At 66.1% G+C, this 12708-nt stretch carries 14 protein-coding genes; 8 read left to right on the top strand and 6 right to left on the bottom strand.

The features are described 5' to 3' along the window. Positions 1 to 10 precede the first annotated feature (10 nt). The 4 genes from AB0H22_RS04750 (at position 11) to AB0H22_RS04735 (ending at position 3896) form a co-directional block, all read left to right on the top strand. Positions 11 to 469: a transglycosylase family protein gene (locus tag AB0H22_RS04750; protein ID WP_358145111.1), complete on the top strand. Its 459-nt coding sequence runs from the start codon at positions 11 to 13 to the stop codon at positions 467 to 469. 307 nt (positions 470 to 776) lie between these two features. Further along, entirely contained in the window at positions 777 to 1052 is a 276-nt protein-coding gene (locus AB0H22_RS04745; protein WP_358145109.1) for an acyl carrier protein, read from the top strand. 34 nt (positions 1053 to 1086) lie between these two features. Continuing rightward, entirely contained in the window at positions 1087 to 2730 is a 1644-nt protein-coding gene (mbtM, locus tag AB0H22_RS04740; protein WP_180748915.1) for a long-chain-fatty acid--ACP ligase MbtM, read from the top strand. Continuing rightward, the gene (locus tag AB0H22_RS04735; protein WP_180748914.1) at positions 2727 to 3896 is read left to right on the top strand and encodes an acyl-CoA dehydrogenase family protein; all 1170 of its coding nucleotides are present in this window, start codon (positions 2727 to 2729) and stop codon (positions 3894 to 3896) included. The genes mbtM and AB0H22_RS04735 overlap by 4 nt, the downstream gene beginning before the upstream one ends. Here AB0H22_RS04735 and AB0H22_RS04730 read toward each other — a convergent pair. Both AB0H22_RS04730 and AB0H22_RS04725 read right to left on the bottom strand, forming a co-directional pair. Beyond that, a complete protein-coding gene (locus AB0H22_RS04730; protein WP_180748913.1) occupies positions 3893 to 4507 on the bottom strand; it encodes a GNAT family N-acetyltransferase in 615 nt (204 codons plus the stop codon). The genes AB0H22_RS04735 and AB0H22_RS04730 overlap by 4 nt on opposite strands. Positions 4508 to 4566: 59 nt before the next feature. Further along, entirely contained in the window at positions 4567 to 5385 is an 819-nt protein-coding gene (locus AB0H22_RS04725) for an isocitrate lyase/phosphoenolpyruvate mutase family protein (protein ID WP_180748912.1), read from the bottom strand. An 18-nt stretch (positions 5386 to 5403) separates the two neighbouring features. Here AB0H22_RS04725 and deoC point away from each other — a divergent pair, with 18 nt between their 5' ends. Further along, positions 5404 to 6108 carry a deoxyribose-phosphate aldolase gene (gene deoC / locus AB0H22_RS04720; RefSeq protein WP_358145106.1) on the top strand — a complete coding sequence of 235 codons (705 nt, stop codon included), beginning with the start codon at positions 5404 to 5406 and terminating at the stop codon, positions 6106 to 6108. 12 nt (positions 6109 to 6120) lie between these two features. Here the strand turns inward: deoC and AB0H22_RS04715 are convergent, their stop codons facing one another. From AB0H22_RS04715 to AB0H22_RS04705, 3 genes are read right to left on the bottom strand one after another with little or no spacing between them, the layout of a single operon-like run. Continuing rightward, positions 6121 to 7053 carry a DUF2993 domain-containing protein gene (locus AB0H22_RS04715; RefSeq protein WP_358145104.1) on the bottom strand — a complete coding sequence of 311 codons (933 nt, stop codon included), beginning with the start codon at positions 7051 to 7053 and terminating at the stop codon, positions 6121 to 6123. A gap of 15 nt (positions 7054 to 7068) precedes the next feature. Continuing rightward, positions 7069 to 7857 carry a carbon-nitrogen hydrolase family protein gene (locus AB0H22_RS04710; RefSeq protein WP_180748909.1) on the bottom strand — a complete coding sequence of 263 codons (789 nt, stop codon included), beginning with the start codon at positions 7855 to 7857 and terminating at the stop codon, positions 7069 to 7071. Between the two features lie 10 nt (positions 7858 to 7867). Continuing rightward, positions 7868 to 8638: a class I SAM-dependent methyltransferase gene (locus AB0H22_RS04705; RefSeq protein WP_358145102.1), complete on the bottom strand. Its 771-nt coding sequence runs from the start codon at positions 8636 to 8638 to the stop codon at positions 7868 to 7870. Positions 8639 to 8829: 191 nt separating this feature from the next. Here AB0H22_RS04705 and AB0H22_RS04700 point away from each other — a divergent pair, with 191 nt between their 5' ends. From AB0H22_RS04700 to AB0H22_RS04690, 3 genes are read left to right on the top strand one after another with little or no spacing between them, the layout of a single operon-like run. After that, positions 8830 to 9288, top strand: coding sequence for a lipoprotein LpqH (locus AB0H22_RS04700; protein WP_358146064.1), 459 nt, complete (start codon positions 8830 to 8832; stop codon positions 9286 to 9288). A gap of 55 nt (positions 9289 to 9343) precedes the next feature. Then, the gene (locus AB0H22_RS04695; protein WP_358145100.1) at positions 9344 to 11029 is read left to right on the top strand and encodes a hypothetical protein; all 1686 of its coding nucleotides are present in this window, start codon (positions 9344 to 9346) and stop codon (positions 11027 to 11029) included. After that, positions 11026 to 12219, top strand: coding sequence for a CHAT domain-containing protein (locus tag AB0H22_RS04690; RefSeq protein ID WP_358145098.1), 1194 nt, complete (start codon positions 11026 to 11028; stop codon positions 12217 to 12219). Before AB0H22_RS04695 ends, AB0H22_RS04690 begins: the two co-directional genes overlap by 4 nt. A gap of 1 nt (position 12220) precedes the next feature. Here the strand turns inward: AB0H22_RS04690 and AB0H22_RS04685 are convergent, their stop codons facing one another. Next, positions 12221 to 12658, bottom strand: a complete 438-nt coding sequence (locus AB0H22_RS04685) for a hypothetical protein (protein ID WP_180749733.1) — start codon at positions 12656 to 12658, stop codon at positions 12221 to 12223. Positions 12659 to 12708 lie beyond the last annotated feature (50 nt).

Below are 12708 nucleotides of genomic sequence, written 5' to 3'. Positions count from 1 at the left end.
GTGCAGTGACATGAAGGTCGTCATGGACAGGGCGCACTGGGTACGTGACAGGCGTGCGGTGTTCCTGATCGTCAATGTGCTGTTCGTGATGTCGCTGTCCATGACCGCGAGCGTCGCGTCGGCAGACTCCGTGAATTGGGACGCGATCGCCGAATGTGAATCCGGCGGAAACTGGGCCGCAAATACCGGAAACGGCTTTTACGGCGGCCTGCAATTCAAGCCCTCCACCTGGTCGTCCCACGGTGGCGTCGGAAATCCTGCCGAAGCATCACGCGAACAGCAGATTGCCGTTGCCGAGAATGTCCTGCAGTCGCAGGGTATTGACGCATGGCCCGAATGCGGTGGCGGGGGCAGCGGACCTAACGCCGGGCGCTCCGGATGTCAGTTCGTCCCCGGCGGCAGTATTTTCGGGATCGTCAACTTCCGCCAGATGTGCAGCGGAGTCGTTGGACTGATCCCCGCGGGCTAGTCATACATCGAGCCCGTTGGGCATTGTTGACAGCTCCTGCCTGTTGCGGCCGCGCGTGGCATTGATCAAGGCGCCACGGTGTCGCCCATCCTGTTCGTCCGGATGAGTGTTTCTCATGCGCCCGCGCGGGTGTTCTCACGCGGCTGCGCGTTCGGGATTACTCCCGCTCTGGTCGTGTGGGCGCCAACCGGTAGCCCCCCGACCGACCTGTCGAGATAGTAGGTTTGGCTTACCTAATGCCGGTTGTGGGGTTCGGTGCCGCTGAGCGCTGGTACCCACCTGTATTTGAGCCACAAGGAGAACACTCATGTCGACCGATGTCGCCGAGAAACTAGAGAAGATCCTGCGCGGAGAGCTTGCGGTCAGCGCGGATGAGATCACCCGCGACAGGTTGTTGATCGACGATCTTGGACTCGATTCGGTGGGATTCGCGCTTGGCCTCGTCCTCATTGAGGAGCAGTTCGGCGTCACGCTCACGGAGGATCAGCTACTCGTTTGTGACTCCTTCGGCGACCTTGTCGACATGGTCTCGGACGGGCAGGTTAAGGCCTCGACCCCAATCAGCAGTGCGCTCGCCGAGTAGAAGTTCACGGACCTAGAAGGCGGGAGAGAGAGTCATGACTATCACAGCGAATGTGCATGCAGTGCAAGGCAATACATTGGCGGAGAAGGTCTCCCATTCGATGCTGTCCTCGTCCGCCGATTTGGTGGTCATGGACGGCGCGACGCGAGAATGGCATCGGTTCCCGTGGGCCGAGGTGCACGCACGCGCGGAGACCGTCGCCGTCGACCTGCTCGACAACGCGAACGGACCAGTGGGTGCGCTGGGACTGATCGGCAATCCGACCGTCGACTTGGTGGCGAGTGTCCAGGGCGCCTGGCTCGCCGGCACGAGCGTGTCGTTCTTCCCCGGCCTGGTGCGCGGTGCGGACCTGGACCGCTGGGCGCATACGACCTTGGAGCGTTGCGCGGCCATCGGTGTGCGCACCATCTACAGCAATGGCCGGGAGCTGGAGCAGCTGCGTGCAGTGGAGTCCAGCATCCGGATCGAGGACGTCGCGCAGGTCGGTGCGAGGCCCCGGCCGCAGTCCTTCACCCCCGTGCAGACCGGGGACGACACCACGCCGGCGGTCCTGCAGAACTCCTCCGGCTCCACCGGCACGCCGAAGACCGCCGTCCTCTCTCGGGGCGCTGTCATGAGCAATGTCAGTGCGATGGTGCGCCGCGCGGAGCTGACTGGGGAAGACCTGACCTGCAGCTGGCTGCCGCTGTATCACGATATGGGCCTGATCACGTTGCTAGCTTCGCTGTGGACGGGCATGCCGCTGTGGCTGGCGCCGAATAGCGCCTTTGCGGCCTCGCCGATCAGGTGGCTCGATTGGCTCACCGAGAGCGGCGCGACATATCTGATGGCGCCGAACTTCGCCTACGACATCATTGGCCGGTACGTCGACAAGATTGACCGCGGAGTCGACCTCGGCAAGCTGCGTGCGGCCGTCAGTGCGGCCGAGCTGATCAACTGCGATGGTTTCGAGCGCTTCCTCGCGGCGGCGACTCCCCATGGTTTCTCTCCGGGCGCGGCGGTAGCGGCTTGGGGCCTGGCGGAGGGGACGTGTGTCGTGACCATGACCCGGCCCGGCGTCGGGGCGAGATCTGATGACGTGCTCGTCGCCACCCCGGATGGTGGTCAGGCCCCTCGCAGGTACGCACTGGTCGGCTCCGCGTTCGACGGGATGGAGGTCCGGGTGGTGCCCGCCGCGCGCGAGGTACCGGCGATCAGCGGCAGGGAAGTCGGGCAGGTCGAAATCAAGGGCGCCTGCATGATGAACGGTTATCTGGGCAGCCCGGCGATCGGCAAGAACGAGTGGTTCAACACCGGTGACCTGGGCTATTTTCATGACGGCGATCTGGTCGTGGTCGGCCGCTTCAAGGAACTCATTGTTCTTGCCGGGCGCAATGTGTACCCCACCGACGTCGAGCGGGCAGCCGCATCGGTCGAAGGGGTGCGGGCAGGCAGAGTTGCCGCGGTGGGACTCGACGAAGGCGGCGTCCGCCCGAGGCTTGCGCTGGCCGTCGAGTACAAAGGCACCGACTTTGACGCGGCGCGCAGGCAGGTGGTCCAGCGGGTCACCGCCGATTGCGGGGTCGTGCCCTCCGAGGTGGTGTTCGTGACTCCGGGTGATCTGCCCATCACGACCTCGGGCAAGCTGCGGCGTCTCGAGGTCAAGCGTCTTATCGAGACGGGTGGAGGTCTGCGATGACTCTGGCCGATCCAGAGAACAAGGTGGCCGCCTCGCTGTCTACGGACGGTTTCCGCGCGCTGCTGAGCTCGGTCATCGATGACGAAGTGAAGTCGTGGGTGGCCGAAGCGGAGAAGGCCGAGCGGTTCCCCCGCGCGCTCATCGAACACTTTGGCCGCGCCGGTGTGTTCGCCGACAAGTGGTCGTCCGGGGCGCTCCCCGACGTGGCGAAGCTTGTCGCTTTGGGCTTTGCGCTCGGTGGGCTCGGTTCGATCGGAATCAGCATCGGCGCGAGCTTGCATGACTCTGCGATTTCCATCTTGCGCCGATTCGGCAGGACCGATTACCTGCGTGAGATTACCGAGCAGGCGATCCGCGGTGAGGCGGTGCTGTGCATCGGCGCTTCCGAGGAGGCCGGCGGGTCTGATCTCCAGATTTCGGAGACCTTGGCCCGCAGCGTCGACGGCGGTTATCACGTGCGGGGCAGTAAGAAGTTCGTCTCACTCGGCCCGATCTCCGATCACATCGTCGTCGTCGCCCGCAGCGCCGATGGCGCCAGCAAGCACGGGAACGTGATGCTGCTGCTGGTGCCGACCGCCCAGGTGGTGGTGCACGAGCGATACCGCAAGCTGAGCGCGGGACCACTCGATACCGCGCCGGTCGATATCGACACGTGGGTTCCTTCGGATGCACTGATCGCCCGCCCGGGCGCAGGGCTCGCTGCGATCAGCTGGGGGCTGTCCCACGAACGGCTCGGCATTGCGGCCCAGGTGGTCGCGCTCTGCGAGAAGGCCCTCGGGGTCACCATTGCCCGGATGATGGACCGCGTGCAGTTCGGCAGCACGCTCCTGGGGCACCAGGCATTGCGCCTGCGTATCGCGGATCTGCAGTCCAGGGTCGACATGATGCGCTATTCGCTTGAGGGCATCGCAGCGACAGGTGAGATGAACCTGCGTACCGCGGCGGCCGCAAAGGTCACGGCTGCGCGGCTCGGCGAAGAAGTGTTGTCCGAGTGCCTGCACATTTTCGGTGGCTCGGGATACTTGATCGACGAGACCCCGGTCGGCCGCTGGTGGCGCGATATGAAGCTGGCCCGGGTGGGCGGCGGTACCGACGAGACGCTCTGGGAGTTCGTTGCCGCCACCATGAAACCCGATGTCGACGGCTACCGCTCCTTGGGCGTTTAGGTCAGAGGCGCGGGTATATCCGCCGGGGTTCTCGGCGTGGTGTACAGCGCCATTCGGCGGTTGGGCATTTGGTGCTCCCCGAGGAAGGCGCAGCCGATGTGTTCGAAGACCCTGCGGGTTTCGAAGTTCTGGTACTCGGGGTCGAACATGACCCGCTTGCATTGCGGTTCTAGCTCGAAGAAGCTCTTGATGATCTTGGGCAGGATCATGACCATGAAGCCCTTGCTGGCCATGGCCTCGTTGGCGATTGCACCGTGTATGCCCAGGTCATATGGGTCGGCGGCGTACTTTTCTCCGATGGAGTCCTGGGCCGCACGATAAAACTCCAAGTAGCCGACGGGCTCATCGCGGAACAGGACCAGGTAGGGGTGCGAGTAGGTGCCCTCGACCTGAGCCTTGAGCTGGTCGTACCAGCGCTCGTCCGGCCAGTCCTGCTCCCAGCCGTTGACCAGTGCCGGCTGGCGCATCCATCGGGCAATCAGCGCCGTGTCATCGCTATCAGGGTCCACAAGTCGCAGGCCGAACGGGCTGGGGAGCACTGCGGCAGGAGGCGCGGGCACCGAAGGGTCGGGGGCGACATGGCGGTAGAGCACTGGCCAGGGACGTTCCATGGATATAAGGATAGGCTATCCAATAATTCTGTGTGGAAAGCCCAGGGGCGGCAACAGGTCTACGGAAACAGAGCGTTGGCTTCGCGGTAGGGGATTGCATCATTCACGAATCCAAAGGTGCCGTGCTGTGCGATCTCCCGCGCGCCGTCGACGAATGCTCCCAGTGCTGCGCGTGCCATCGCTGACCCGAGACTGATCCGGCGCACACCCCACTGCGCGATCTCCTCGACCGAGTGATTCAGCACGAACCCCGTGGCGAGGAGATTGACCGGGCGATCTACCGCCGCGCATACGGCGCGAACGGCGTCGGCATCGGGAAGGCCCGGCGCATACACCACATCGGCGCCCGCCTCTGCGTATGCGATCAGCCGGGCGATGGTGTCCGCCAAATCCGGCCGGCCGTAGAGGAAGTTCTCGGCGCGGGCCGTCAGCGTGAATGGAAACGGCAGATCGCGCGCCGTGTGCACTGCGGCGGTGATGCGGTCCACCGCTTCCGTCAGCGGGTAGATCGGGGCGTCGGGCCGTCCGGTGGCGTCCTCGATGGACCCGCCGACGAGTCCCGCTGCTGCTGCCGTGCGGATGGTCGCGGCGATGTCTCCAATGTCGGGCCCGCCGTTCTCCAGATCGGCCGAGACGGGGAGGTGAGTGGCCGCTGCGATGGCCGCTGCATTGGCCAGCGTCTCGTGTTGGCTGATCAGGTTGGCGCCGTCATGCCTCCCCAGTGCGAAAGCCAGACCGGCGCTGGTGGTGGCCAATGCGGAAAAGCCATAGCCGGTCAGGATGCGTGCGGTACCGGCATCCCATGGGTTGGGGACCACGAACGTCCCGGACTGATGAAGGGCCGCGAACGCGACCGCACGCTCATGCTGGGAGGTCATGTATGCGACGCTAGCTCTATGACTGAGCCCATGACGGATTCGGCAGGCACGCCAGCGGTTTGGCCCACACGGAGGGAGGTGGCCGCGCTCATCGACCACACTCTGCTCAAGCCCGAAGCGACGCCCGATGATGTGCGGGCCCTCATCGCGGAGGCCACCGATCTCGGGGTGCTGGCGGTATGCGTGTCACCGTCGATGCTGCCTGTGGATGCCAAGGGGTTGGTTGTCGCGGCGGTGGTGGGATTCCCGTCGGGAAAGCATCTTTCGTCCATCAAGGCACATGAGGCGGCGCTAGCGGTGGCGGCAGGTGCGACCGAGATCGACATGGTGATTGACGTGGGTGCGGCGGTGGCCGGTGACTTCGCGGCGGTGCAGGCCGATATCGAGGCGGTCCGGCGTGCGGTGCCGGCGGCAACCCTCAAGGTCATCATCGAGTCCGCGGCGCTGCAAGAGCACTCCGGTGCCGAGGCGATCCGTGCGGCATGTCGGGCGAGCGAGGCCGCCGGAGCCGATTTCGTGAAGACCTCCACGGGATTTCACCCGTCCGGGGGAGCGACGACGCATGCCGTGCGGATCATGGCCGAGACGGTCGGGGATCGACTCCAGGTCAAGGCGAGCGGCGGCATTCGGACATCACAGGATGCCGCGGCGATGCTCGACGCCGGCGCGACCCGGCTGGGCCTCTCGGGCAGTCGGAGTGTCCTCGACGGGTTCCTGCTCTAGGTCAACGCGAGGCTAGTACGAGAGGTTCTGCAGGCAGGGATTCTCAACCGGCTTCATCGGCTGATTGGTGCTCGACAGTTTCACCGTGATGCCGTCGTTGGTGACCTTCACCTCTTGGGCCTTGAGCCCCATGGGGTACTCGCCGCCCACCAGCCCCTTGGAGAACGTGTCGAGTGCCGGCTGGATGATCTCGCGGGGTAGGCCGATGAACGCGGACACGTTCTCGGACTGCAGTGTCACCATGCCGTCCTTGATGACGGGCTTGGTGGTGATCTGTGCTAAGCCTCCGGCGGCGCTCAGGGTCACCTCGCCGGTCGACTCGTTCGTGGTGGCATCGCCGACCATCGAGCCGAGCATTCCCGGCACGAGGGCCCGGGCGCTCTCGGTGATACCGGAGGTCGGCCAGGAGACCTCGACGTCGAGGCGACCGATAGTGCCGAGCGAGTCGGCCGTCTTCTTGAGCGAGATATCGCGCACCGTGATGGCGACGGTCATCTTCTTGGCCTGCGCGATCTGATTGCCCGCAGTCCTGATCGTGAGCTTGTCGATGTGGTCACCCAGGTACTGGAACACCAGCGGGGTAGCGCCGAACGACGCCGTCGCACCATCCTGCACCAGGCACGATGTGGCGGCGTTCACCTCGGTGCTGGTGCGCTTGCGCGCATACAGCTCGATGCCGAGGACCGCGGCCAAGGTCACCGCGACGACGATGACGGCGATCAGTATCAGCGACCTGTAGTCGCGATCCTTCTTCGGTTTGGGCTCGGGTTGGGGTTGGGGTTGGGCGGGCTGGGGTGTCCCGCTCAACGGCGGCGGCGGCGGCTCGGCCGGGGGCGGGGTCGTCGGCGGCACGACGGGCGCCTGCTGGGTCGACGGCTGCCACGGCGAAGGCTCGGGAGGTGTCGATCCGGAGGGGCCCTGCGGCGGCTGAGGCGGTGTCGTCACCCGCGCGATTGTGCCCTATTCGGCTGAGGACGGGTTAAGGACCGGCAAGATCCGGCGGGTGTCAGCGACCGCGTCCAGATCCAGGTCCGCAAGGATGAGCTGCGGGTCGGGTCCGGCCTGGGCAATCAGTTCTCCCGTCGGCGAGGCGAGCAGGCTGCCGCCGATCCCGGTCGGTGCCCTACTCGCCGGGGTTTCCAGGCTTGGCAGGGCTTGGCCGGCGGCGGCGATAAAGCTTGTCGAGTCGGCCGCCCGGGCGCGCGCGAGCAGAGTCCACTGATCCCATTTCTCGGTCCCCGCACCCCATGAGGCGCTGACGGTGATCAGCTGTGCGCCGCGACGCGCCAGATCCGTATAGAGGTCGGGGAAGCGGATGTCGTAACACGTCGTCAGTCCGACGCTGACCCCGTCGACCTCTATGAGGACCTGTTGGCTGCCGGGCGCGACGGTCGCCGATTCGCTGAATCCGAATGCGTCGTAGAGGTGGATTTTGTTGTAGTGCGTGTCGGCCGCGGGGCCGGTCGCCAGCAGCGTGTTGAACACTCGCCCGTCGGGCGCGGGGGTGAACATTCCGGCGACGACGGTGAGGGCTGCTTCCTGTGCAATCGTGCGGACCCCGTCGGCCCACGGGCCGTCCAAGGGTTCGGCGACGGGCCGGAGTGGTACGCCGAACCGGCACATGGTGGCTTCCGGGAATACCACCAAAGCAGCGCCCTGGTCGGCGGCATCGCGCACCGTGGCCGCGACCGTGGCCAGGTTCTCAGTGGGATCGGCGCTGCTGCTGATCTGCGCCAACACTATCCGCATAACCCCAAGCCTAGGTTACTGGCGCCACTGCTGACCATGGTGTCGTCAAGATGCAATCGCGGACCTGCCGTCGTTGTCGCTCGACGGGAAATCCATTGTCGCGCAATGATTTCAGCATCATGCGCCAGCGGACCCTGGGTCCGAAAACGCCGTGTGGGGCCGCCGCCGCCCACTGCCTGTCGGCGGCGGTGAGTAGGTCGTGGATGGGTTGTCCTGGAACATTTTGGTGGATAAGGGCTTTCGGTAACCGTTCGGCGAGATCGGATGGTTTGTTGATATCGAACGGATCGCACGCCAGCGTGAGGGTTCGTGGTCCGGAGGCGTCCAGTAGTAGCCATGCGCACCGACGGCCCAGTTCGTCGCAGGTGCCCTCCATAATGAGCCCGCCGGGCGCCAGCCGGGCGGTCATCGCGGCCCAGGCGTTCGCCACCTCCGACTCCGGGTACTGGCGCAACACATTGAACGCACGCACCAGAACTGGTGTGTGGCCTGCCAACTCGAAGCCGCCGAGACCGAAGTGGACCCCGTCACGTGCCGGAACCACCCGTTCGGGGTCGATCTCCAATCCCACCACCCGGACATCGGACCGCACCGTCCGCAGTCGCGAGGCCAGCTCGAGTGTGGTGGTGGGCATGGCGCCGTATCCCAGGTCCACCACCAGTGGGTCGTCGGCGCCGGTGAGCACGGAGCGCACCGCGTCATGGTGGACGAGCCAGCGGTCACTGCGGCGCAGCCTGTTGATCCCGGTGGTGCCGCGGGTGATGGCGCCGATGGGTTTCACGAGGCTGCCGCCGAGCGCGCACTGGGGTACGCGGTCTCCCGTGAAATGTGTTCGCAGCTGCGCACTCGGCGAAGGTATCAGTGCCAGCTGCCTGCGGAAACTGCGACTTCTTGGGATCGGTAGCGCTTCGGCCCGCCTTCACTTGAGCCATGACGGAGCCATCGGGGCGACGGACGACGAAGGGACAGATGATGAATCGAGTGATCGTGGGTGCCATGGGACTTCTCGCCGCCGGTGCGGTGGTGGTCGGCTGCTCGACCGACAAGCCGGGCGGCTCGCAGGTGAGCACCGGAACCAACGCCGAGGTGAAGGTGGACGGCAAGGACCTGGCCGGCCTCGACCTGAAGTCGGTGACCTGTGTCAAGCAGGGCGGCAAGATCAACGTCGCCAGCGGCGCCGCCAACGGCCAGCAGGGCCTGGGGGTCGTCATGACCGACGAGGCGCCTCCCAAGGTGCAGTCGCTGGGTCTGGTGTACGACGGGGCCGCGCTGGCGGTCAGTAACGGCATGGGGGCCAGCGTGGGCTCCGCCGATGTCAAGGTCGACGGGAAGACGTACACCATCACCGGCGAGGCCACCGGTGCCGACGTCAAGAACCCGATGGCCGGGATGATCACCAAGCCGTTCACCATCAAGGTGAGCTGCGGCTGACATCCCGACGGCGGCGGGCGTGCATAGCGCGCCCGCCGCTTCTTACTATGCGGAGGTGACGATCATCGGCGACCTGGAGCGCGCTCGTCACCTGGCCTTGGCGGCCAAGGAAGAGGCCGCCAAGGAGCTCCTGCTGTCGCTGCTGGCCCAAGCCGAGCAGTCGGACCGTGACGATGTCGCGCTGGAGGTGTTGGCGCAGCTCGGCGAGATCTACCTGGTGCGCACCGCATACGACGGCGTCGTGGAAGGTATCCGGCGGATCCGCGAGTGCCTGGCCACTTATACGGAAATTCGCGCGGGCCATCGACCCGATCTCGCCGAGCGTGTCGCCATGTCCGGCACCGAGGTCGACCAGATGGTCTGCCGGTACACCCGGCGCGCGGAATTCCTGGCCGCCGGATTGGCCGCGGCCAGCGGTGATCACGATGGTGCCGCCGTGCATCTGCGGGCGTTGGTCGAAACCGTCGGGAACTTCGAGAATTTGGCCGCCGAGCACCGCGGCCTCATCTGTCACGCCAGGATTTTGATCGCCAGGGGTCTGTGCGATGACGACATGTACGCGGACTCGGTTCCGTTGTGGGTCGAGGTTCTCGATCTGCTCGAGGAGTATGCGCGCGAGGGCGGCGCCGAGTCCGATCACCTGTTTGTCCACGGTGCACTCTCCTATGGCCGGTTCTGTGTCGAGACCGGCCGGCTCGACGAGGCGCAGCCGTGGCTGCGGCGGGCCGAGGCGCGTGCCGGGGCGCGGGACTGGCAACTGGCTGGTGCGCGGGCGCAGTTGGAACGTGCCGCGGCCCGGTGGGCGGACGGCGATATCGCCGAAACTCAGACGCTGGTCCACCAGGCATACCCGGCGATCGCCGAGCATGTCCGGGCGCATGACGTGTCCCGAAGCTGGCTGTACTTCGGTCTGATTCGGTTCAGGATGGGCGCTCTGGACGAGGCCGACGAATGCTGGGGCCATGCCGAGCGGCACTGGCGGGAGATCGACAAGCCATTGCATATTCACCGCATTCTGTTACAGCGCAGTTGGATTGCGATTCTTCGCGGCGATTTCGCCGAGGCCGTCGAGAAGGTGGCGCAGGCTCGGGAACTGTTGGACTCCTACCCGCGGCACAGTTGGCTGCAATACGCCCGTCTCGACGACCAGCTGGGCAACATCTGGCGCGCCGACGCGCTCGCCGACCTGGGCCTGGATCCCGGTACTGGGACGGTGTCCGGTGGCGCGGACCGTCCCGGATACCAGCGCGCGATGTCCAAGCTCCAACAGGCCGCGGACCTCAAGGTTCCGGCGGCGTTGGCGGTCGACGCGGTGCGCTATGCGATCTCGGACGCGGGGGCGCGGATGCGCTGGGCCAGGTGTGTCTCGGCGCCGATGCTGGCAGGCGCCTTCGCGGTGGCGAAGGAATGGGACAATGCCGGGCTGGTCAGTGAGTTGATTGAATACCACAGCGCGCGAGGGGCTTTCACTGCGGACCTGGGTGATGGTCAGGCAGGTCCGTCGGCCGGTGCGTGGGCTGCCACGGCCACCGCGGCGGTTCCCGTCGAGGGTGACCTGGCGCTCGTCGCCGCGGCACCGCCGGTACAGGCGGACGGGGGGCTCACCCGCCTCGGGCCGCTGCCGCCGTTGCGGATGGACCCCGCCGGTGAGCAGATCATGAGCGGCTACCGGGAGCTGGCCTGGCAGCGGTACGGCCGTGAGATCACCGCCGCCGACGACGAATGGTCGACGTGGCCATGACAAACACCCTGGTTCTACGATTCGCCGACGTCGGTATCGCCACCTACGCCAGCCTGCGGGTGGTGGGGGAGCCGTCACGAACGGTCACTTGGGCAATAGAGCAGCCGCTGCTGGAAAAGGCCTGCGATGCACTCTATTCCGCGTTGCCGGATGCGTCTGGATCCGAGACCGCGCTCATAGCCATTGAACGGGCTTTGACCACAGGGGCTTTCACAAGCTCGGATGCGGAACTCGAGCTGGCCCGCGTGCTCGGGACCGAGCTGGTGGCTGCCGACGGCTGGAAGCTGTTGTCCGAGTGCGCGTCATCTCCGCGGGCAGTGCTGTTCGTGACACCGAGCCCGCGATTGGCCCGGGTGCCTTGGGGGCAGCTGGCCGTGCCGGGGGCGGATGGTTTCCGATTGATGGAGCTGGTCGATGTGCTGATGGCCGTGCCGCCGAACATCGTCCACGCGCCGCGGCAGCCGGTGCGGTGGAGCGATCGTCATAACGGTCCAGCAGTGCTACTGCTGGACCCACGGATTCCCGGACAGCGACCGGATTCGACGCTGGGTTCGGTGCTGGGCCGCCCCTCGCCGGAGGCTGCGTTGACTTGCCATTTCGGGGAGCTGATGGTCAGTCATCGGGTGCTGCCTGCGGTCGGTGCACCGGTCGAACTGTTCCGCCGAACCGATATCGACCGCCATTGGCTTGCCGAGGTGTGTGCGCAGGACCCGGCCCGGCTGCTCTACGTGGGGCATGCCAGCGCGGCTGAGGGCGCTGTCGGCCACGCTGAGCGGGCTGCCCTGCACCTGGCGGAGGATCGTCCGTTGACCGCGGCAGACATGATGGCCGCGCGGCTTCCGATCCCGCCGCGAGTCGCACTGTTGGCCTGCTCATCGGGAGGCGATTACCGCTTCGACGAGGCGACCGGACTGGCCGCGGCGATGATCCTGGGTGGGGCGGAGTTGGTGACCGCGACCCTGTGGTCGCTGCCGACCGCTGCGGCTTACAGTCAATTTGGCTCGTACCCAACAGATCCCATGGCCGATACGGTTGCCGGTGTCGACCGTGCGCACCGGGAAGTTGACGCCGGGCGCGCGGTGAACCGCTGGCAGCGGGCTCAGTTGCGGCGCTGGCGGGGCGGTGATCGCGCGGCCAGCCCATTGCATTGGGCGGCTGTAGTCAGTTTCGCCGTCGACGGTGCCCGCTGAATCAGCCGGCGCGCACCCGGACCGCGATGATGCTGTGGTCACTGGGCCGGTAGTACGCGTCGATTACGCTGCCCGGTGCCATCTTCGGCAGCGTGGACGCGGGTATTACCGCGGTTTCACGCGCCGGGAACTGGCCGCCGTCCGGCCTGGTCACCATGAGGTCCAGTTGTACCTCGCGGCCGGGGCCGGTGACGCTCAACCCGGTGACCACCCCGCGGGAGCGGGTGCCCTCGCCGATCGCCGCGCGCCGCGCCTCGGTCAGTAGCCGTTTGCGGATCAGCAGGTGATCGAATTCGGCGGTGAATTCCTCGATGGTGACGAGCCGCTCGTCGGCCTCTTCCTTCGGGTGAACGGGTGTGTTCCGGCGGCCGGATAGCACAGCGACGCATCCGTCGAAGACCCTGGCAATGGTGAGAAGTAGTCCTGTGGTCATGTCGATAGCGTCGACCCGGCTGGTGGCTACCGAACCCAACTTTTGGCCGGCCGACA

The sequence above is a fragment of the Mycobacterium sp. NPDC050853 genome (assembly GCF_040653875.1).
Lineage (GTDB): Bacteria > Actinomycetota > Actinomycetes > Mycobacteriales > Mycobacteriaceae > Mycobacterium.
Note: the sequence above shows the minus strand (reverse complement) of the source record. Positions and strands in the feature narration are given on the sequence as shown.

Excerpts from the sequence above, each read along its gene's own strand:
- AB0H22_RS04750 (WP_358145111.1), top strand. The coding sequence starts at position 11 with ATGAAGGTCGTCATGGACAGGGCGCACTGGGTACGTGACAGGCGTGCG.
- AB0H22_RS04745 (WP_358145109.1), top strand. The coding sequence starts at position 777 with ATGTCGACCGATGTCGCCGAGAAACTAGAGAAGATCCTGCGCGGAGAG.
- mbtM (WP_180748915.1), top strand. The coding sequence starts at position 1,087 with ATGACTATCACAGCGAATGTGCATGCAGTGCAAGGCAATACATTGGCG.
- AB0H22_RS04735 (WP_180748914.1), top strand. The coding sequence starts at position 2,727 with ATGACTCTGGCCGATCCAGAGAACAAGGTGGCCGCCTCGCTGTCTACG.
- AB0H22_RS04730 (WP_180748913.1), bottom strand. The coding sequence starts at position 4,507 with ATGGAACGTCCCTGGCCAGTGCTCTACCGCCATGTCGCCCCCGACCCT.
- AB0H22_RS04725 (WP_180748912.1), bottom strand. The coding sequence starts at position 5,385 with ATGACCTCCCAGCATGAGCGTGCGGTCGCGTTCGCGGCCCTTCATCAG.
- deoC (WP_358145106.1), top strand. The coding sequence starts at position 5,404 with ATGACTGAGCCCATGACGGATTCGGCAGGCACGCCAGCGGTTTGGCCC.
- AB0H22_RS04710 (WP_180748909.1), bottom strand. The coding sequence starts at position 7,857 with ATGCGGATAGTGTTGGCGCAGATCAGCAGCAGCGCCGATCCCACTGAG.
- AB0H22_RS04700 (WP_358146064.1), top strand. The coding sequence starts at position 8,830 with ATGAATCGAGTGATCGTGGGTGCCATGGGACTTCTCGCCGCCGGTGCG.
- AB0H22_RS04690 (WP_358145098.1), top strand. The coding sequence starts at position 11,026 with ATGACAAACACCCTGGTTCTACGATTCGCCGACGTCGGTATCGCCACC.